We start from the raw sequence: 19,512 nt of genomic DNA on the forward strand, positions 1-19,512 counted from the left end.
AGCTTTTTTATTTTGCTTTGATAAATATTTTTAATCAGGCTGATAGGGAAAATATATTTCCCAGGAGAAAGAGAGGATGGTAAGATATATTACAAATTCAAAGAAGGAGGAAGTAATGGTCAGCAAGAAAGAATTAGTGCTGAGAGCTTTTCGGGGTGAAGAAGTTGACCGAGTGCCTGTTGGATTTTGGTTTCACTTTGTAAGCCAAGAGGAAAAGATGCTGGGCCTAGATAATCCAGTGATTTTCAATAAAAGTGTTGAGGGGCATGCTGCTTATGTTCGGGCTGCACGGCCAGACTTTGTCAAGATTATGAGCGATGGTTTCTTTAAGTATCCTAGCGCGCTTTATTCGGATCATATTGAGTCCATTCGGGACTTGGCAGAAATCCAGTCTATCGGCGAGTATCATCCTTGGATCGAGCAGCAGATTGAGATGGTGAAGGCTGTAAAGGCAAGCTATCCGGAGGACCTCGCTTCCTTCTACAATATCTTTGCGCCGGTCACCTATCTCAAGCGCTGGTTCCGCAGGGAAGGGTCACGAGGAGATAGAGAAATTGCAGATTTTTTAGCAGAGAATCCCGAGCTGACAGGACAAGTTTTGGATGTCATTGCCGGCGATATTGCTATTTTGACTAGACGTATCATTGAGGAAGCGGGCACTGAGGGGATTTATCTCAGTACACAGCAAATCCAAGACGGCCGGGTAGATGCGGCTAGTTATCGTAGTTATATTGAGCCTAGTACGGTCAAGGTTCTGGAAGCGGCCAATGCGGCTGGCGGTCAGAATATTCTCCACATCTGCGGCTTTGAAGGGGCCAGCAATGATTTGGAACTGTTCAAGGACTATCCGGCTCAAGTGTTTAACTGGGCAACCCATCATGAGGGGGTCAGTTTAGCGGAAGGGCGCAAGCTCTTTGGCGGTCAGACTGTCCTGGGCGGCTTTGAAAATGGCAGAGCAGCTCTTCTAAATACAAGCAGTCGTGCAGAATTAGAGGCTGAGACCAAGCAACTGCTGGCTGAAACTGGCAGTCAGGGAGTGATTCTAGGGGCTGACTGCACTGTACCAGATGATTTCGAAGTAGAAAGACTGGACTGGATTCGTCAGGCAGCTAGTCAGTTCTGATGGAATTGCCAAAGTTCTAAAGAGCATTTTTCAACTCTTTCAAGGAGGGAGATAGATGAATCGGTATCAAAAAAGGCTTGCAGCTCTTGCTCTGATATTCTTGATAATAGGAACCTTTCTGAGCATCAGTCAGATTTATGCTCATCAGTCTTCAGACAAAAAAGAAGATGATTTGCAGGTGCTCAAGAAATTACCAGATCAGTCAACTGGCTTGATGCAGCCCAATGATATCGCTGCCCTGCTCTTGTCGGATTAGAATTTTTACTAAAAAGTTAGATTAGCTCTATGAGAAAGCTAAAAAACAACTCATTGTTTAGATAGGAACGATTTAAAAAAGGAGAGAAGATGACTTCAAAAAGAGAATTAGTACTGAAGGCTTTCAGAGGAGAGCCCGTTGACCGAGTGCCAGTTGGTTTCTGGCATCATTTTACCAGCGAGGATGAGTGGCTGGCTGGTTTTGGAAATCAGGCCATTATTGATAAAAATCTGGCTGGTCATCAAGCTTTTCTGGCAAAAGTCAAGCCAGACTTTATCAAGCTGATGAGTGATGGTTATTTTGCTTATCCTAACGAACGCTTGAAAAAAGTCCAATCTATCAAAGTCTTGGCAGATATTGAGCCGCTAGGTGCTGACCACCCTTGGATTAGTGAGCAGGTGGAGCTGGTTCAGAAGATTAGGGCTAGCTTTACAGAGGACTTGGTCGCTATTTACAATATTTTTGCGCCAGTGACCTACTTCAAATGGTTGGTCGGCAAGGTTGCCGGAGGGGATGATATCATTGCAGATTTCCTGGCAGAGAATGCAGTGCTCACGAAGCGGGTGCTGGATGTGATTGCTCAAGATATTGCAGCTCTGACGGAGCGGATTATCAAGGAAGCTGGTGCGGATGGAATCTACCTCAGCGTTCAGAGCATTCAGGATGCACGGGTGTCGCCTGAAGACTATAAGGCTTTTATTGCACCTAGTGAATTGGCGGTGCTGGAAGCAGCCAACGCGGCTGGCGGAGTGAATATCCTGCACATTTGCGGTTACGAAGGCGCGCGAAATGATGTTCATCTTTTCACAGATTATCCAGCTCAGGTCATCAACTGGGCAGTGGGGCCAGAAGGTATCAGCCTAGCGGAGGGACGAAAATTATTTGGCGGTCGGACTGTCCTTGGTGGCTTTGAAAATGGCAAGGACGGCCTGCTCTACACGGGCAGTCAAGCGGCTATTCAAGATGAGACCAAGCGGCTGATAGCAGGAGCTGGCAAGGAAGCTTTGATTATCGGGGCTGACTGTACTATTCCAAGCGATATTGAAGCAGAGCGGATTCAGTGGGTTCGCCAAGCAGCAAGCTTAACATAAGAAGGAGACGAAAGAATGAGCAAGAAAAAATGGATTATTGGTGGAGCAGCAGTGATTGCTATTGTAGCTGCGACTTACTTGGGCCGGACTTTGACAGGTGCTTCATCTAGCAAGACGAGCAGCTCTGCATCAGGCAGCGGCAAGGTCACGACTTTGAAAGTGGCACATACACAGAACTATGTTCCTTATGACTTTGTGGATGAAAAGGGCGAGTCAGATGGCTATGAGGTTGCTGTTCTCAAGGCCATTGATGAAAAGCTGCCAGACTATCAGTTTGAATATACTGGTACTAGTGATGAGGATCTTTTAGTCGGTCTGGAATCTGGGAAATATGACATCGGAACCAAGGGAGCCTGGTACACCGAAGAGCGGGCGAAGAAGTTCATCATTCCAAAAAGCCCAATCGGCGCTAGCATTATCGGTTTCACTATTCGCAAGGAAGACGCTGAAAAATACAAGACCATTGATGACTTTGCCAAGGAAAAGGGCAAGCTGGTACCAATCTCTCCGCAGAATGCTCAATGGGCCGTTATCGAAGAGTATAACAAAAAGCATAGCGGAGCTCCTATTGATTTGACTGCAGCAGAGTCCTTCAAGGTGGCTGATGCTTATGCTTGGGTTCTGGAAGGACGCTACGATGCTTTCTTTGACATCAAGCTGTCATTTGAAAAAGCTGTGACGGACAAGGAAGGTTCTTACCACCAGTATGCGGATCAACTGACTTGGTTCCCTTACAAGGGGATTCCGACCTATCCACTGCTTCATAAAAACGAAAAAAATGAAGAATTTGCCAAGGCATATGAGAAGGCAATTAAGGAACTGGAAAAAGACGGAACCCTGGCTAAACTATCTGAAAAGTATTTCGGAGAAGATGTCTTCTCTTATGTGGACAAGGATTAGTGGCTGCTGTCTGCCGATAATCAAAGGCTGACTGAGAAGCTGGCTGAGTACAGAACTGGAGAGTCTCGAGCTGACCTTGATGCTGTTTGAAAGGATTTTCAAAGAAGGTAGCTAGGCGAGAGCTTGGCTGCTCCAAGCTGAAAGTGCCCGTCCAAGAGAAGCTTATTCTATCTAATCACTGTCGAAGGAGAAGAAAATTATGGTCTCGTATGACTTATCCCGTGTCTTTGGTCTGCTGCCTAGTCTGCTGCAGGCTCTGCCGACCACTTTATGGATTATGTTTGTGACAGCTTTGATTGGCTCCTTGCTGGGTGGTCTATTGGCTTGGGCTCAGATTTCTGAGGAGCAGTCTTTTGCTGGCCTAGCTAGAGGATATATATTTATCCTTAGATGTACACCGCCTATTGTCTTACTTTTCTTGGTTTTTTATGGCATTCCAGAGTTTTTAGAATGGTGGCTGGGGCTGGATATCAATAATTGGTCGCGGACTGTTTTTGTCATCATCACCATGATTCTGCTCTTTGCGGCCATGATTGCGGAAGTCTTCAAGGCAGCTTATCTTGCTGTTCCCAAGGGGCAGACTGAGGCAGGTCTCAGTATTGGCTTGACACCGGCGCAGACTTTTCTGCGCATCGTCCTGCCACAGGCGTTTCGCATCGCCCTGCCCAATCTGACTACTGCCCTTCTTAATCTCATGAGGGATGCTGCGCTGGCTTATACGATTGGGGCAGTGGATGTCATGGGAGCAGGGCAAAATCTTATCAGTCGTAATCTGGGCAATTATTCCCTAGAAACCTATACAGCGGTGGCCTTGATTTACTGGGGGATTGCCCTAGTGGTTTCGCTGGCTTCCCAGCTTCTGGAAAAAAGTCTGACAGTCAAGGAGAGGTAAAGCATGGATTTGAATTATATTGTAAACACCTTTCTGGTTACTTTGAAAGGCATACCAGTAACCCTGATCATTATGGTGGTGGCTATTCTGCTCAGCTTTATTCCGGCTCTGCTTCTAGCTCTGGGACAGATTTATAAAGTTCGGGGTGTTCGGACTTTTTCAGTGGTTTATCTGGCCTTTATTCGGGCGACGCCTCCCATTTTGCTCATTCTCTTTTTCTACAGTCTTTTTCCTAGCTTACTGAATCAAATTTTTAAAAGTCTGGGCAGTCAGGTAGACGTCTTTAAGTTCAATCCGCTTTACTATGCTTTCATCATCTATAGCCTGATGACGACAGGCAGTTTATCGGAAATTCTGCGCTCTGCCATTTTGACGGTGGATAAAGGACAGTTAGAAGCGGCTCAAGCGATTGGTTTAACGAATTTTCAAGCCTATCGGAGAATTGTTTTTCCTCAGGCATTGCGCTCTGCCCTGCCCAATCTGGCCAATCTAGTTATCAATCTAGTCAAGGGAACCTCGCTGGTATTTGTCATGACAGTCAAGGATATCACAGCCCTGGCTAAGATAGAAGCCTCCCATTCTTACCAATATTCAGAGTCTTATCTGGTGATTTTTGTTATTTATCTCATTATTTGTGGCTTGATTCAGTGGATTTTTAGGGGCTTGGAAAAACGCTACGCTCTTGCTTAGGAAGGAAAGATTATGTTAGAAGTAAAACATATCTCCAAACGATTTGGAGAGCACCAGGTGCTGGCAGATGTCAGTCTCAAGGTCAATCAAGGTGACGTTGTGGTTATTCTGGGACCCTCAGGCTCTGGGAAAACAACATTTCTGCGCTGTCTGAATCACTTAGAAAAAGCGGATAGCGGCCAGCAGACTTTGTCTGGTAAGGACTATGATTTGGCTAAACTCAGCAAAAAGGAGATTTTGGAAATTCGTAGAAAGACAGCCTTTGTCTTCCAGCATTATAATCTCTTTGCCAATAAAACTGCCCTTGAAAATATCTTAGAGGGCTTAGTGATCGCTCGTAAGATACCGAGGGAAGAAGCGCTTAAGATTGCGGAAGAGTCCTTGAAGCGCGTGGGACTCTTGGCCTACAAGGACTACTATCCTTCGCAGCTATCAGGCGGCCAGCAGCAGCGGATAGGGATTGCCCGTGCCATTGCTGTTAAGCCAGATGTCATCCTGCTGGATGAACCAACTTCGGCTCTAGATCCGGAACTGGTCGGCGAAGTCCTCAGTGTCATGAAGCAGTTGGCTCAGGAGGGAGTGACCATGGTCGTTGTGACCCACGAGATGAGCTTTGCCCGTGATGTGGCCAACCATGTCATATTTATGGACGGAGGTCACATCATCGAAGAAAACCCTCCTCAGGAATTCTTCAGCAGTCCAAAGGAAGAGCGGACCCAACAGTTTCTGTCCCGCATTCTGTCCGATGCCAGCTATAGTGTAGAGTATATGATTTAAAAATCTGGATTATGTCCAGATTTTTATTATAAAAAAGCGTCTTTATAGGAACGAAAAGGACCTAAACGATAACTTCGATTACAACTGTAAATTTATTTTAAAAAATTATGTAAAATCTATTGACAAATAAATTCTGTCATGATAAAATTACAACTGTAAACAAAAAAGTTTACGTAAATTTAATCAGAAGGTATGAATATAGCCGGAAGGCGATTATTTTGGGAGGATTAAAAATTATGTAAAATTATCTTCTTCTGAAAGAGATCAAATCACTCATAAAAATAGAGACTGAATCAGTCTTGATTTTTGAAAAGAGAATAAGTTATGTAAAATAATAGATAGGAGAAGATCTCCCAAATGAATATTTATAGTAGATAAGGAAAAGATTTCTTATCTGAAACTTTGGTAAAATCAAAAATTATGTAAAGCAAAATATGAAAAAAGCGAGGTAATACTATGAACAACAACTACAACAATTTTAATAATATGGACGACCTTTTCAACCAACTCATGGGGCGCATGGGGGGCTACAACAGCGAACACCGGCGCTACTTGATTAATGGTAGAGAGGTCACACCGGAAGAGTTTGCTCAGTACCGTGCTACTGGCAAGCTCCCTGGTCAAGGAACAAGTGAGCAGACTGGCGAAACTGCTGCTAATGCGCCTAAGCAAGATGGTATCCTAGCTAAGCTGGGTCGCAATCTGACTCAGGAAGCGCGTGATGGTAAGTTAGATCCAGTCATTGGGCGTAATAAGGAGATCCAAGAAACTGCTGAAATTCTTTCCCGCCGGACTAAGAATAATCCGGTTCTGGTCGGAGATGCCGGAGTTGGTAAGACAGCTGTCGTAGAAGGCTTGGCTCAGGCCATCGTTAACGGTGATGTGCCAGCGGCCATCAAGAATAAGGAAATTATTTCTGTTGATATTTCCGGTCTGGAAGCTGGTACTCAATATCGTGGTAGCTTTGAAGAAAATATCCAAAACTTGGTCAATGAAGTCAAGGAAGCCGGCAACATTATCCTCTTCTTTGATGAAATCCATCAAATCCTAGGAGCAGGATCTATCGGTGGAGATAGTGGCTCTAAGGGCATGGCGGATATTCTCAAACCAGCGCTTTCTCGTGGGGAGTTGACCGTCATCGGAGCTACTACTCAGGATGAGTACCGTAATACTATCCTTAAAAATGCAGCTTTGGCTCGCCGTTTCAATGAAGTCAAGGTCAACGCACCGTCTGCCGAGGATACCTATCAGATCCTTCGAGGCATTCGGGACCTGTATGAAAAGCACCACAATGTCATCCTGCCGGATGAAGTGCTGAAAGCGGCTGTGGATTACTCTGTTCAGTATATTCCACAACGGAGCCTGCCAGACAAGGCGATTGACCTGGTCGACGTGACTGCTGCCCACTTGGCAGCCCAGCATCCAGTGACTGATGTTCATGCGGTTGAAAATGAGATTGCTGAACAGAAAGACAAACAGGAAGCGGCTGTTGAGAAAGAAGATTATGAAGCAGCTCTAAATGCCAAGACCCGCATTGAAGAGTTGGAAAAGAAAATTCAAAATCACACTGAGGATATGAAAGTGACTGCTACAGTCAACGACGTAGCAGAGTCTGTTGAGCGGATGACAGGTGTGCCGGTATCTCAAATGGGTGCCAGCGACATTGAGCGCCTCAAGGGCATGAATGACCGTCTCAAAGCCAAGGTGATTGGCCAAGACAAGGCTGTAGAAGCTGTGGCTAGGGCTATCCGCCGTAACCGTGCAGGCTTTGATGAAGGCAACCGTCCAATCGGAAGCTTCCTCTTTGTTGGTCCAACTGGCGTCGGAAAAACTGAGTTGGCTAAGCAACTGGCTTTGGATATGTTTGGTACCAAGGAAGCGATTATTCGTCTGGATATGTCAGAATACTCCGACCGGACTGCTGTTTCCAAGCTGATTGGTACCACTGCAGGCTATGTCGGCTATGATGATAACAGTAATACCCTGACCGAGCGTGTGCGCCGCAATCCTTACTCTATCATTCTCTTGGATGAGATTGAAAAGGCGGATCCACAAGTGATTACCCTTCTCCTTCAAGTTCTGGATGACGGTCGTTTGACGGATGGTCAAGGGAATACAGTCAACTTCAAGAACACGGTCATCATTGCGACTTCCAATGCTGGATTTGGATATGAAGCAGGCTTGGAAGAGGATGCTGAAAAGCCTGATCTGATGGACCGACTCAAAGCTTATTTCCGCCCAGAGTTCCTCAATCGTTTCAATGCGGTTATTGAGTTCTCTCATCTCAAGAAAGAAGATTTGATGGAGATTGTTAATCTCATGCTGATCGAAGTAAATCAAACCTTGAGCAAGAAAGAAATTGATCTGGCTGTATCTGATGCAGCTAAGGAATTCCTGCGCGACGCTGGTTATGACCAAGTCATGGGTGTTCGTCCGCTGCGCCGTGTCATTGAGCAGCAAATCCGTGACAAGGTGACTGACTTCCACTTGGATAATCTAGATGCTAAGCACTTGACAGCCGATTTAGAAGATGGTGTCTTAGTTATTCGTGAAAAGGGTGCTGACGCATCTGAAGAAGACAAGCAAGCAGAATAAAGCTTACTGAGTCAACTAACTTTTCAAAGATCTCCTTCTTAGATGAAGGTAGGTCTTTTTTGTTAAGTAGGAATTACAAATATCTCCCCTTTCTGGAAATAAATTACCATTTACCCCAAAATCTCAACTAAATTCTCCTTGATATCACTTAAAAGAAATGTTTCTATTAGGTATATAAAAAGAAAAACATTGAAACCTGATGCTGAAGAAAAGCCAGACTTGCTTAGAAGGTATCGGTAAAATGAAACAAAATTTTGATATTGCCGAAGCAGTCGATGACTAGAATCAAGCTAGCAACCTAGCTTTTCTGAAACAAGAGATTAAGCTCGCATGCTGTAGGATTTTCAAGGAAAAATTTAGACAATTTGGAGGAAGACAGCAAATGGCAACTTTATAAAGCCAGTATATTAGCCTATCAGGGGGATCAGCTTTATGCAGAAGGATTTAAAACAAGAGAGATGAATAATTTTTGACGAAAGAAGACTGCTATGAAACGGTCCATAACTACAATTAAACGCAATGCCATTATCTTTGCTATTCTCAGCACTCTATGCGGCTGGATTGGTTATGTTGTTGATAAAGTAACCGGCCAAGCTCTTTACGATAATATCGGAACAGAGATAGGAATTGGTTTTTTAGGGATGCTGATTTGGCTGGTAACTCCGTTAATCTGTACCATCTTTCTTCGAAGCTTTGGCGGAGACGGCTGGAAAGAGGCAGGGTTTTCCATTCATTTTAAAAATAATAAAAAATTATACCTTGTTAGTTTTTTAGTCTACCCTCTTGTTATGATGATAGTGATACTCTTGGGACTGATGACACAAGGTATCAGAGTGACAGATGTGAAGGTTGAGTTCACAGCCTATCTTGGAATCTTGCTCACACAGATAGGGACTCAATTCATAAAAAATATTTTTGAAGAGTCTGTTTAGAGGGCATATCTTACCAATCAATTAATCAAATTAAAATTATCCGACTTAAAACTATATCTACTTGTTGGCTTTATCTGGTGGATTTGGCATCTGCCTTACATTATGAAGTTTCTGTCTGAGGGAGAAATCCAAAATACCTTGCCGGTTGGAAGGCTTACATTCCTCCTTATCGGGCGGGATGATAATTGTTGTATGCTGGACGGTCATGTACACAGAGATTTTTAGACTTACTAAGTCTGTCTGGCCGCTGGTAATTATGCATACTATGGAAGATGCGGTTATAAATCCTTTACGATTACTAGGCTTTGTCTCGGTAGAAAAAAATCAAGCTTTCCTCTTCTCGCTATCAGTGGGGATGATTCCGACTATTCTTTATCTACTCATCGGCCTAGCTATACGGAAATGGGGAAAAAAACAGGAGTATGGAAAGGCGAGCTAACAGAGTAATAAAAGACCATAATGTTGATTCTTTTTTTATTTAATAGAGGTAAAAGGCTATCAAAAGTCTGTAAAAATGGAAAAAGTTGACATTTCAATGAGTTATGTTCTAATTTTTTTGTACATTTTCAAGTTTTTATATATGTAAATGTCAGAAAAAAGTGTATAATGGATTAGTAAATTAAATTTTAGGAGAGGATTTAATTATGAAAAAGTTGGATATTACAACTATGCCTGACTATAGGAAAGTCGAGGCTGTTGTTCAGTTGTTAGTTAACGGAACCTTAACTAGTTATCGAATTGCGACGGATGCAAACATCAGCAAGATGAGTATCCTGACCTTAACTAAAGGGACCAGCAAAATTAAGAACATTACTTATCAAACTGCGATGGCCTTAATTAATTGGTATGAAGAAAACCATGAAAAATACGGCATCACCATTCATCAAAAGGCCGCAGGATAGTTTAAAACTATGATGTAGCTCAACCCTAACCCAGCTAACCATTTGGATAGCTGGGTTTTTCTATGCCTCTTAATGAGACAAGCCGTGGGCGCAGTCGAATTTAGAGGCATTGATGCAGACTGAGCGTAAGCGAAGTCTACGTTCCGCTAATTTCTTAGCGATTACCAGCTCGCAGAGTCGAGCAGAGCTTAGAGGCATAGATGCAGTTTGAGCGTAAGCGAAAACTAGGTTCTGTAAAAACTTAATGAGACAAGCCAGAGGCGCAGTCGAACTTAGGAGCAGCCATGCTCACTTTCTTACTTTTTTCTGTCCTTATGGGCAGATTTTTTTGACAGTCCAAGAGTGAACAGTCGCCTGTGTAATTCTTGGTCTTTTTGTTACCGCTTTCACGATTTATAATAAATCTATAAAAAAGATGAGATTATCCCTATCTTGCGATATAGGGATAATTTTCTTATAATAGATATGAGACAATTTTTATCGTTTCTACGACCATTGTTTATCCTGTTCTGATGTCAGAACAGATTTTAGTAAAAATAAGGAGAATCTAATGTCACAATTATCAGTTAATGCCATTCGCTTTTTAGGGATTGACGCGATTGAAAAGTCTAAGTCAGGTCACCCTGGCGTAGTCATGGGTGCTGCACCGATGGCTTATGACTTGTTTACTAAACAACTTCGTATCAATCCAGAACAGCCAAACTGGATTAACCGCGATCGCTTCGTCCTGTCTGCAGGACATGGCTCTATGCTGCTTTATGCTTTGCTTCATCTGTCTGGCTTTAAAGATGTCAGCATGGAGGAAATCAAAAACTTCCGCCAATGGGGTTCTAAGACACCTGGTCACCCAGAGTTTGGCCACACAGCTGGTGTTGATGCCACTACTGGCCCACTGGGACAGGGTATTTCTACAGCTACTGGATTTGCTCAGGCAGAGCGTTTCTTGGCTGCTAAGTATAATCGTGAAGGCTATCCAATTTTCGACCATTACACTTATGTCATCTGTGGTGATGGCGATTTGATGGAGGGGGTTTCAGCTGAAGCTGCTTCTTATGCTGGTCTGCAAAAGCTGGATAAGTTGGTTGTTCTCTATGATTCAAATGATATCAACCTAGATGGAGAGACCAAGGATTCCTTTACAGAAGATGTTCGTGCCCGCTATGGAGCCTACGGTTGGCATACTGCCTTGGTGGAAGACGGAACAGACCTTGCAGCGATTGATGCAGCTATCAATGAAGCTAAAGCTTCCGGAAAACCATCTTTGATTGAAGTTAAGACGGTTATTGGTTACGGTTCTCCAAACAAGCAAGGAACTAATGCAGTTCACGGTGCGCCTCTGGGAGCAGAAGAAGCAGAAGCTACTCGTAAAGCATTAGGCTGGGACTATGCGCCATTTGAGATTCCTGAGGAAGTCTATGCAGATTACCGTACAAATGTAGCAGAGCGTGGTGCAGCAGCTTACGATGCTTGGAAACAGCTGGTAGAGGACTACAAGCAAGCCCATCCAGAATTGGCAGCAGAAGTAACAGCTATCATCGCTGGTCAGGATCCAGTAGAAATCAAACCAGAAGACTTCCCAGTGCTTGAAAATGGCTTCTCTCAAGCGACCCGTAATTCCAGTCAGGATGCCCTCAATGCAGCAGCTAAGGTGCTTCCGACTTTCCTCGGTGGTTCTGCTGACTTGGCTCACTCCAATATGACCTACATCAAGGAAGACGGCCTGCAAGATGATGCTCACCGTCTCAACCGCAACATCCAATTTGGTGTGCGCGAGTTTGCGATGGGTACGATTCTTAATGGTATGGCGCTTCATGGTGGTCTTCGTGTTTACGGTGGTACCTTCTTCGTATTCTCAGACTATGTTAAGGCAGCTGTCCGTTTGTCTGCCCTTCAAGGTTTACCAGTGACTTATGTCTTCACACATGACTCAATTGCAGTTGGTGAAGATGGACCAACTCACGAGCCGATTGAGCATTTGGCTGGTCTGCGTGCCATTCCAAACCTGACTGTTTTCCGCCCAGCAGATGCGCGTGAAACTCAGGCAGCTTGGTATCTGGCCCTTAAGAGCCAATCCACTCCGACTGCTCTGGTCTTGACTCGTCAAAATCTAACAGTCGAAGAAGGCACAAACTTTGACAAGGTAGCTAAAGGTGCTTATGTGGTCTACGAAACAGGAGCAGATTTCGATACCATCTTGCTGGCTTCTGGTTCTGAGGTTAATTTGGCTGTTGCAGCTGCTAAAGCACTTGCAGCAGAAGGCGCTAAAATCCGCGTGGTCAGCGTGCCATCAACAGAACTTTTTGATGCTCAAGATGCAGCCTACAAAGAAGAAATTCTGCCAAATGCAGTTCGTCGTCGCGTAGCGATCGAGATGGCAGCTAGCCAGCCTTGGTACAAGTATGTTGGTCTGGACGGTGCAGTTGTCGGAATCGACCAGTTTGGTGCATCTGCTCCAGCAGGTAAGGTGCTGGAAGAATACGGCTTTACAGTTGATCACGTAGCAGAAGTTGTTAAAAATCTTAAATAAAAAGACATAAAATCAGGGTGTTGCTCATCCTGATTTTTGCTTTTTAAAAAATGTGGTTAGGTCAGTCATGCTTCATCCGATTTGAGACGGACTTTGCCTGAAAAGTCAGAATCGCCTTGTAAAAATAAAGGAAATCTGCTATAGTAGTTCATATATGACATTCGAAGGAGAAAAGATATGAATCCAATTATGCTTATTGTATTTGCGGTTGTACTGGTAGGAATGACCTATTTCCAAATGCGTGCTCAAAAGAAACAGGCTCAGCAGCGTATGGAAAGTCTTAACAAGCTGCAAAAGGGCTATGAAGTTATTACCATCGGCGGTTTATACGGAACTGTAGATGAAGTGGACACAGACAAGAAAACAGTTGTTCTGGATGTGGACGGTGTTTACCTGACCTTTGAGCTGACAGCTATTAAAACTGTACTGCCATTGACTGAGGGCATTCCTGCTGTTGCTGGTGGTGAAGGAAGCGTTGACGTTCCCGAGGAAGAATCAGCGATTGAAGAGTAAAGAAATAAACAGCTTGCAGGCTGTTTTTTTGTTTTGGTTCATGTGGCTAGGAGGTGTCTGGTTTCAAGCTCATTCACCTTGCAGTTTGGATAGGCTGGGTGAGTTTGGTTTTTTTAGTTGACATTCTGTCCTTATTTTAGGTCATCAGGGTTGAAAAAGCGGATGAATTGCCCACATTCCAAGGATTTATGATATAATGAACTGACAAAACTTTAAATAGGATAAAAAGTATGTTTAGTTTTAAGAAAAAAGAAAAGCTGAACGCGCCGCTGAATGTTCCCAAACACATTGCTGTCATTATGGACGGCAACGGCCGCTGGGCCAAAAAAAGGATGCAGCCGCGCGTGTTCGGTCATAAGGCTGGCATGGAAACCTTGCAAAGGGTGACGATTGCTGCCAAGGAAATGGGTGTTCAGGTCTTGACTGTCTATGCCTTTTCAACGGAAAATTGGTCTCGGCCGGAAAAGGAAGTTTCCTTTATCATGAATCTGCCGGTTGAATTTTACGACCGCTATGTGCCGGAGCTGCACAAGAACAATGTAAAAATCCAGATGATTGGTGATACGGCTAAGCTTCCTAAGGCGACATTTGAAGCTCTGGAAAAGGCGGAAAGCCTGACCAAGCTCAATACAGGCTTGATTCTCAACTTTGCCCTCAACTACGGTGGTCGATATGAGATCAATCAGGCTGTTAAAGAGATTGCTCAAGATGTGTTAGATGCCAAACTCAGTCCTGGCGACATTACAGAGGACATCATCGGTAACTACCTCTATACCAGCAACTTGCCTAAGATGTTGCGCGATCCGGATCTAGTGATTCGGACCAGCGGAGAGCTGCGTCTCAGCAATTTTCTGCCTTGGCAGTCAGCCTACAGTGAGCTGTATTTTACGGATATCCTCTGGCCTGACTTTGATGAGAAAGCTTTGAAAGCTGCAATCGCAGAATACAGCCGTCGGAATCGACGCTTTGGCGGTGTTTAAGGGAGAAAGTAAAAGAGTATGAGTAAAAATTTACAAAAACGTCTAATCTTTGGGGGAATCGCTCTTGCTATTTTTATGCCTCTGGTATTGACAGGAGGCGTCATCTTTCAGATTTTTGTGGGGCTGCTGGCTATGCTTGCGGTGCATGAATTTCTCCAAATGAAAGGCCTGCCGACAGCGACCATCGAGGGAGTCTTGGCCATGCTGGCAGCCTTTGTCCTAACCCTGCCCCTGGAGAACTATTTGAAGTTTCTGCCAGTGGATGGCAATGTCGTGGCCTATGGCTTGATCGTCTTCCTTCTATTGATTTCAACTGTTCTAGGATCCAGCTACACTTTTGAAGATGCGGCTTATCCGATTGCAGCTAGTTTTTATGTCGGTCTTGGCTTTAATGCCTTGATTGATGCCCGCTTGATGAATATTGACAAGGTTCTGCTAGCTCTCTTTATCGTCTGGGCTACTGACAGTGGAGCTTATCTGGTCGGAGTGCGTTTCGGTAAAAGAAAGCTGGCGCCGAGAGTTTCTCCTAATAAGACTATTGAAGGAAGCCTGGGCGGCATTCTATCAGCCGTTCTAGTGACTGGGATTTTTATGTTGGTTCGACCGCAAGTGTACGCACCTTATAATGCCTTTGTCTTTTTGATTCTGGCAGTGCTCTTTAGTATTGCCGGTCAGTTGGGTGATTTGGTCGAAAGCTCAGTCAAGCGTCATTTCGGGGTCAAGGATTCTGGTAAATTCATTCCTGGCCACGGCGGTGTTTTGGATCGTTTTGACAGCCTTCTCTTCGTCTTTCCGCTGATGCATTTCTTCGGCTTGTTCTAAGACAGTCGAGCATGGCCGAAAGCAAGGGACGGCAAGCTTGTCTAACGACCGCACAATCTGAGAAGAAACTGGGATTTGGAGCTCAAAAATTTTGAATTTAGCTTCTAACTTATTTTCAAGAGTGTCAGCTATGCAGGAGCGGGAAGCTCGGTATTTGGCCGTTTTCTGCTCCTTCTTTGATTTAAAGAAAAAATAAGATTTCTAGGAAAGGTAAAATATAGAAGTCCATGCAGTTTATAACCTTTATTATTATTTTTGGGATCATTGTGGTGGTCCATGAGTTCGGACACTTCTACTTTGCGAAGAAGTCCGGCATTTTGGTCAGAGAGTTCGCTATCGGCATGGGACCCAAGATTTTCTCCCATATTGGCAAGGACGGGACGGCCTACACGATTCGGATCTTACCCTTGGGGGGCTATGTGCGCATGGCCGGCTGGGGGGAAGACTCCACTGACATTAAGGTGGGAACACCGGCTAGTCTGACCTTGGATGCAGAGGGCAAGGTGGTTCGTATCAATCTCTCTGGCAAAAAGGTTGACCAGACAGCTCTGCCCATGAATGTGACTGGCTTTGACTTTGAGGAAAAGCTGGAAATCACTGGTCTTGTCCTTGACGAGCTCAAGACTTATGCAGTAGATCATGATGCAACGATTGTTGAAGAAGACGGCACTGAGGTGAGGATTGCACCACTGGATGTTCAGTATCAGAATGCTAGTATCTGGGGTCGTCTCATTACCAACTTTGCTGGCCCTATGAATAACTTCATCCTGAGCGTGCTGGTATTTATGCTGCTGGCCTTTGTTCAGGGCGGCGTTCGTGATGAAAACAGCAATCATTTTCAAGTCATGGATGGTAGTGCCATAGCAGCTGCCGGAGTTCAAAATAACGACCAAATCCTTAAGATTAATGACTATGAGATTAGCAACTGGGCAGATCTAACCAGCGCTCTGGCGAAAATCACATCCAAAAGCAAGGAAGCACCGACCTTGTCAGTTACCTACAAGCACGGCAGCGAAACGAAAGAAATTACCGTACAGCCTAAAAAAGACGGCAATCGATATCTGCTAGGCGTATCCCCAACAGTCAAGACAGGCTTCTGGGACAAGGTCATTGGCGGATTTACTGCAGCTTGGTCTACCACAGTTCGCATTTTGTCAGCTCTGAAAGATATCATCTTCAACTTCAATATCAATAAGCTGGGCGGTCCGGTCGCTATTTACAATTTCAGCAGTCAGGCTGCAGAGCAAGGCTTGCCAGCAGTCCTTAGCCTTTTGGCCATGCTGTCGCTTAATATCGGTATTTTCAACCTGATTCCTATTCCAGCCTTGGACGGCGGAAAAATCGTCCTCAATATTCTGGAGGCTATCCGCAGAAAACCGCTGAGAAGAGAAACGGAGACCTATATCACTCTGTCTGGAGTGGCTATTATGGTCATCCTGATGATTGCCGTTACCTGGAACGATATTATGAAATTATTCTTCTAGGAAGCTAAAGTTCTTAGAACTATGAAAAAGAAATTATTCAATGAAAGTCAAGGAGTTTTGTTTTTATGAAACAAAGTAAAATGTTAATTCCAACCCTGCGTGAGATGCCTAGCGATGCTCAAGTTATCAGCCACGCTCTGATGCTGCGGGCTGGCTATGTCCGTCAGGTTTCAGCTGGGGTCTATTCTTATCTGCCGCTGGCTAATCGTGTGATTGAAAAAGCAAAAAAAATCATGCGGGAAGAGTTTGACAAGATTGGTGCAGTGGAGATGCTGGCGCCGGCCCTGCTCAGTGCAGACCTCTGGCGCGAGTCTGGCCGTTATGAGACCTATGGTGAAGACCTCTACAAGCTGAAAAATCGTGAGAAATCAGACTTTATCCTAGGACCAACCCATGAGGAAACCTTTACAGCTATCGTCCGTGATTCGGTTAAATCCTATAAACAGCTGCCACTCAATCTCTATCAGATTCAGCCTAAATACCGTGATGAAAAGCGTCCTCGTAACGGGCTCTTGCGGACGCGTGAGTTTATCATGAAAGATGCCTACAGTTTCCACGCTAACTATGACAGCTTGGATGTAGCTTATGATGAATACAAGTCTGCCTATGAGAAAATCTTTACCCGCAGCGAGCTAGATTTCAAAGCCATTATCGGTGATGGCGGTGCCATGGGGGGCAAGGACAGCCAAGAATTCATGGCCATTACGCCGGACCGGACGGATTTGAACCGCTGGGTGGTCTTGGACAAGTCTGTAGCCAGCTTTGATGAAATTCCTGAAGATGTTCAGGAAGCTATTCGGACAGAATTGACCAGCTGGATGGTATCTGGTGAGGATACCATTGCCTACTCCAGTGAGTCCAGCTATGCTGCCAACCTTGAAATGGCGACGGATGAATACAAGCCTGCAGGACGTGTTGTGACTGAGGAAGAAGTAGCCCGTGTCTCAACGCCTGACTGCAAGACCATTGACGAAGTTGCTGCCTTCCTTGGGCTGGATGAAAGCCAGACAATCAAGACATTGGTTTACATGGCTGACGAGTCTCCTGTCGTAGCACTTTTGGTCGGCAATGACCAGCTTAATGAAGTCAAGCTGAAAAATCATTTGGCAGCCGATTTCTTTGATGTGGCGAGTGAAGATCAAGTCCGTCAGCTCTTGGGAGCAGGTTTTGGCTCACTAGGGCCAGTCAATCTGCCAGAAGGCGTGAGAATCATTGCTGACCGTAAGGTGCAAGACCTAGCTAACGCTGTGGTTGGTGCTAACGAAGATGGTTACCACTTGACCGGTGTCAATCCAGGCCGTGACTTTACCGCTGAGTATGTGGATATCCGTGAGGTTCGTGAGGGTGAAATTTCGCCGGACGGCCAAGGTGTCCTCAAGTTTGCTCGCGGGATTGAGATTGGGCACATCTTTAAGTTGGGAACTCGCTACTCTGACAGCATGAACGCTAATGTTTTGGACGAAAATGGTCGAGCAGTACCAATGATTATGGGTTGCTACGGTATCGGCGTCAGCCGTCTCCTGTCCGCTGTTATGGAGCAGCATGCCCGTCTCTTTGTCAATAAAACTCCTAAGGGCGAATTCCGCTATGCTTGGGGAATCAACTTCCCGAAAGAGCTAGCACCATTTGATGTGCACTTGATTCCGGTCAATGTCAAGGATGAGGAAGCCTTAGCTCTAACTGACCAAATCGAGGCTAACTTGCTAAGTTCTGGTTATGAGGTCTTGGTGGATGATCGTAATGAGCGCGCTGGTGTTAAGTTCAGCGACAGTGATTTGATTGGTCTTCCAATCCGTGTGACAGTTGGTAAGAAAGCTGCAGAAGGCATTGTCGAAGTCAAGATTAAGGCTACTGGCGATACCATTGAAGTCCACGCTGATAATCTGCTAGAAACCTTGTCAATTTTGACAAAATAAAACAAACTGCCAGTTTTGTCTGGCAGTTTTCTTTTGCTTATTGGAGGTGAAAATGCTATAGTAGGGAAAAATAGATTGGAGGACCGAATGATGGGATTATTCAGCGGTTTATTAGGCAATGCCTCTCAGAAAGATATTGAAAAAACAGAAAGACAATTAGAGGATATTCTGACAACAACAGAGAATGTGGAACTGGCTTTTAGCCTTATTCGCGACTTGATTGTCTTTACAGATAAGCGTTTAATCTTGGTCGACAAGCAGGGAATGACTGGCAAAAAGACTTCTTATAAGTCTTTTCCTTATCGCTCTATCAGTCGCTTCTCAGTGGAAACAGCCGGCCATTTCGACTTAGATGCCGAGCTGAAAATTTGGGTTTCCAGCGCTCAAGAGCCAGCAGAAGTCCTGCAATTTACCAGTGACCGCAGCGTCATCGCTATCCAAAAAGCCTTGGCAGAAGCAGTCTTAAGATAGCATATTGCCCCTTTGGGATTTAAAAATAAACAGAAAAGCCTTCTGAGCATTAACTATAAAGTTAAATCACTCAGAAAGCTTTTTTATTCTTCTTTAAGTCCTTGCCCCTTCAAATAATCAAAGACAACTTCTGGTTTATCTTGAAGTTTCCTGAAGAAAGTCTGACTACTTTCAGAGTCACTTGCTGATTGAATCAACTGTTCTTGATCTATTTTACTGAGATCAAAGTCAAAAATGGCTATAGCGTTTTTCTTGTCTTCAGAAATTTTAAGATGAATTTTAAGTCCTTTTAGCTTTTCTTGATTTTCAATCATGGGACTTTTCTTAAGATCTTCTCTATAGGATTTCGTTAATTCTTCGACGCTCATTTTTTGATTTTCTTCAGGGATGGCCTGGCTGGAAATGAGCTGGAAAGATAGGATCTTGTCTTTAGTATAGAAAAGTTTGACTGAATTAGTATAATACTCATCAATTTTATTAGAAAAAGTTTTTGTCTTCGTCTTTTCTTCTTTAGTCTTGCTTTGACTCTGATTTTGCTTGGGTTTGTTTTCTTGCTGATTCTGATTAGGCATACTGCAGGCAGTCAGGGTCAATAGACAAGCGCTGGCTAGTAAAATTTTCTTCACAATTAAGACTCCTTT

Annotated in this window: 19 protein-coding genes; 18 read left to right on the forward strand and 1 reads right to left on the reverse strand. The window is 44.4% G+C overall.

Annotated elements, in window-relative coordinates; all coding sequences use genetic code 11:
• Nucleotides 1–76 precede the first annotated feature (76 nt).
• The 18 genes from FOC72_RS00320 to FOC72_RS00405 all read left to right on the forward strand — a co-directional run bounded on the left by FOC72_RS00320 (nt 77) and on the right by FOC72_RS00405 (nt 18,871).
• A complete protein-coding gene (locus tag FOC72_RS00320) occupies nt 77–1,123 on the forward strand; it encodes a uroporphyrinogen decarboxylase family protein (RefSeq protein WP_002893854.1) in 1,047 nt (348 codons plus the stop codon).
• A gap of 55 nt (nt 1,124–1,178) precedes the next feature.
• Entirely contained in the window at nt 1,179–1,379 is a 201-nt protein-coding gene (locus tag FOC72_RS00325) for a hypothetical protein (protein WP_002893853.1), read from the forward strand.
• An 89-nt stretch (nt 1,380–1,468) separates the two neighbouring features.
• Nucleotides 1,469–2,470: a uroporphyrinogen decarboxylase family protein gene (locus tag FOC72_RS00330; RefSeq protein ID WP_002893849.1), complete on the forward strand. Its 1,002-nt coding sequence runs from the start codon at nt 1,469–1,471 to the stop codon at nt 2,468–2,470.
• Between the two features lie 15 nt (nt 2,471–2,485).
• On the forward strand, nt 2,486–3,370 hold the full coding sequence (locus tag FOC72_RS00335) for a transporter substrate-binding domain-containing protein (protein ID WP_002893848.1): 885 nt from the start codon (nt 2,486–2,488) through the stop codon (nt 3,368–3,370).
• Nucleotides 3,371–3,569: 199 nt separating this feature from the next.
• Nucleotides 3,570–4,262: an amino acid ABC transporter permease gene (locus FOC72_RS00340; RefSeq protein WP_002893846.1), complete on the forward strand. Its 693-nt coding sequence runs from the start codon at nt 3,570–3,572 to the stop codon at nt 4,260–4,262.
• A gap of 3 nt (nt 4,263–4,265) precedes the next feature.
• The gene (locus FOC72_RS00345) at nt 4,266–4,952 is read left to right on the forward strand and encodes an amino acid ABC transporter permease (protein WP_002893845.1); all 687 of its coding nucleotides are present in this window, start codon (nt 4,266–4,268) and stop codon (nt 4,950–4,952) included.
• A 12-nt stretch (nt 4,953–4,964) separates the two neighbouring features.
• On the forward strand, nt 4,965–5,729 hold the full coding sequence (locus tag FOC72_RS00350; protein WP_002893844.1) for an amino acid ABC transporter ATP-binding protein: 765 nt from the start codon (nt 4,965–4,967) through the stop codon (nt 5,727–5,729).
• 456 nt (nt 5,730–6,185) lie between these two features.
• Complete coding sequence (locus FOC72_RS00355; protein WP_002893843.1) at nt 6,186–8,324, forward strand: ATP-dependent Clp protease ATP-binding subunit; 2,139 nt, start codon at nt 6,186–6,188, stop codon at nt 8,322–8,324.
• Nucleotides 8,325–8,812: 488 nt separating this feature from the next.
• Nucleotides 8,813–9,256, forward strand: a complete 444-nt coding sequence (locus FOC72_RS00360) for a hypothetical protein (protein WP_002893842.1) — start codon at nt 8,813–8,815, stop codon at nt 9,254–9,256.
• A 178-nt stretch (nt 9,257–9,434) separates the two neighbouring features.
• Nucleotides 9,435–9,695, forward strand: a complete 261-nt coding sequence (locus tag FOC72_RS00365) for a CAAX protease (RefSeq protein ID WP_254610862.1) — start codon at nt 9,435–9,437, stop codon at nt 9,693–9,695.
• Nucleotides 9,696–9,900: 205 nt separating this feature from the next.
• The gene (locus FOC72_RS00370) at nt 9,901–10,158 is read left to right on the forward strand and encodes a hypothetical protein (RefSeq protein ID WP_002893837.1); all 258 of its coding nucleotides are present in this window, start codon (nt 9,901–9,903) and stop codon (nt 10,156–10,158) included.
• 550 nt (nt 10,159–10,708) lie between these two features.
• On the forward strand, nt 10,709–12,685 hold the full coding sequence (tkt, locus tag FOC72_RS00375; protein WP_002893836.1) for a transketolase: 1,977 nt from the start codon (nt 10,709–10,711) through the stop codon (nt 12,683–12,685).
• Between the two features lie 177 nt (nt 12,686–12,862).
• Nucleotides 12,863–13,198, forward strand: coding sequence for a preprotein translocase subunit YajC (gene yajC / locus FOC72_RS00380; RefSeq protein ID WP_002893835.1), 336 nt, complete (start codon nt 12,863–12,865; stop codon nt 13,196–13,198).
• 230 nt (nt 13,199–13,428) lie between these two features.
• The gene (gene uppS, locus FOC72_RS00385) at nt 13,429–14,178 is read left to right on the forward strand and encodes an undecaprenyl pyrophosphate synthase (protein ID WP_002893834.1); all 750 of its coding nucleotides are present in this window, start codon (nt 13,429–13,431) and stop codon (nt 14,176–14,178) included.
• A gap of 18 nt (nt 14,179–14,196) precedes the next feature.
• On the forward strand, nt 14,197–15,000 hold the full coding sequence (locus tag FOC72_RS00390) for a phosphatidate cytidylyltransferase (protein ID WP_002893833.1): 804 nt from the start codon (nt 14,197–14,199) through the stop codon (nt 14,998–15,000).
• 227 nt (nt 15,001–15,227) lie between these two features.
• Nucleotides 15,228–16,484: an RIP metalloprotease RseP gene (rseP, locus tag FOC72_RS00395; protein WP_002893832.1), complete on the forward strand. Its 1,257-nt coding sequence runs from the start codon at nt 15,228–15,230 to the stop codon at nt 16,482–16,484.
• 65 nt (nt 16,485–16,549) lie between these two features.
• Nucleotides 16,550–18,400, forward strand: coding sequence for a proline--tRNA ligase (locus tag FOC72_RS00400; RefSeq protein ID WP_002893831.1), 1,851 nt, complete (start codon nt 16,550–16,552; stop codon nt 18,398–18,400).
• Nucleotides 18,401–18,490: 90 nt separating this feature from the next.
• A complete protein-coding gene (locus tag FOC72_RS00405) occupies nt 18,491–18,871 on the forward strand; it encodes a PH domain-containing protein (RefSeq protein ID WP_032905620.1) in 381 nt (126 codons plus the stop codon).
• Between the two features lie 83 nt (nt 18,872–18,954).
• Here FOC72_RS00405 and FOC72_RS00410 read toward each other — a convergent pair whose 3' ends face one another.
• Complete coding sequence (locus tag FOC72_RS00410) at nt 18,955–19,497, reverse strand: hypothetical protein (protein WP_002893829.1); 543 nt, start codon at nt 19,495–19,497, stop codon at nt 18,955–18,957.
• Nucleotides 19,498–19,512 lie beyond the last annotated feature (15 nt).

It is taken from the genome of Streptococcus sanguinis, assembly GCF_013343115.1.
Classification (GTDB): Bacteria; Bacillota; Bacilli; order Lactobacillales; family Streptococcaceae; genus Streptococcus; species Streptococcus sanguinis_H.

Coding starts and splice junctions, on each gene's coding strand:
- FOC72_RS00320 (WP_002893854.1), top strand. CDS start 77: ATGGTAAGATATATTACAAATTCAAAGAAGGAGGAAGTAATGGTCAGC.
- FOC72_RS00325 (WP_002893853.1), top strand. CDS start 1,179: ATGAATCGGTATCAAAAAAGGCTTGCAGCTCTTGCTCTGATATTCTTG.
- FOC72_RS00330 (WP_002893849.1), top strand. CDS start 1,469: ATGACTTCAAAAAGAGAATTAGTACTGAAGGCTTTCAGAGGAGAGCCC.
- FOC72_RS00335 (WP_002893848.1), top strand. CDS start 2,486: ATGAGCAAGAAAAAATGGATTATTGGTGGAGCAGCAGTGATTGCTATT.
- FOC72_RS00340 (WP_002893846.1), top strand. CDS start 3,570: ATGGTCTCGTATGACTTATCCCGTGTCTTTGGTCTGCTGCCTAGTCTG.
- FOC72_RS00345 (WP_002893845.1), top strand. CDS start 4,266: ATGGATTTGAATTATATTGTAAACACCTTTCTGGTTACTTTGAAAGGC.
- FOC72_RS00350 (WP_002893844.1), top strand. CDS start 4,965: ATGTTAGAAGTAAAACATATCTCCAAACGATTTGGAGAGCACCAGGTG.
- FOC72_RS00355 (WP_002893843.1), top strand. CDS start 6,186: ATGAACAACAACTACAACAATTTTAATAATATGGACGACCTTTTCAAC.
- FOC72_RS00360 (WP_002893842.1), top strand. CDS start 8,813: ATGAAACGGTCCATAACTACAATTAAACGCAATGCCATTATCTTTGCT.
- FOC72_RS00365 (WP_254610862.1), top strand. CDS start 9,435: ATGATAATTGTTGTATGCTGGACGGTCATGTACACAGAGATTTTTAGA.
- FOC72_RS00370 (WP_002893837.1), top strand. CDS start 9,901: ATGAAAAAGTTGGATATTACAACTATGCCTGACTATAGGAAAGTCGAG.
- tkt (WP_002893836.1), top strand. CDS start 10,709: ATGTCACAATTATCAGTTAATGCCATTCGCTTTTTAGGGATTGACGCG.
- yajC (WP_002893835.1), top strand. CDS start 12,863: ATGAATCCAATTATGCTTATTGTATTTGCGGTTGTACTGGTAGGAATG.
- uppS (WP_002893834.1), top strand. CDS start 13,429: ATGTTTAGTTTTAAGAAAAAAGAAAAGCTGAACGCGCCGCTGAATGTT.
- FOC72_RS00390 (WP_002893833.1), top strand. CDS start 14,197: ATGAGTAAAAATTTACAAAAACGTCTAATCTTTGGGGGAATCGCTCTT.
- rseP (WP_002893832.1), top strand. CDS start 15,228: ATGCAGTTTATAACCTTTATTATTATTTTTGGGATCATTGTGGTGGTC.
- FOC72_RS00400 (WP_002893831.1), top strand. CDS start 16,550: ATGAAACAAAGTAAAATGTTAATTCCAACCCTGCGTGAGATGCCTAGC.
- FOC72_RS00405 (WP_032905620.1), top strand. CDS start 18,491: ATGGGATTATTCAGCGGTTTATTAGGCAATGCCTCTCAGAAAGATATT.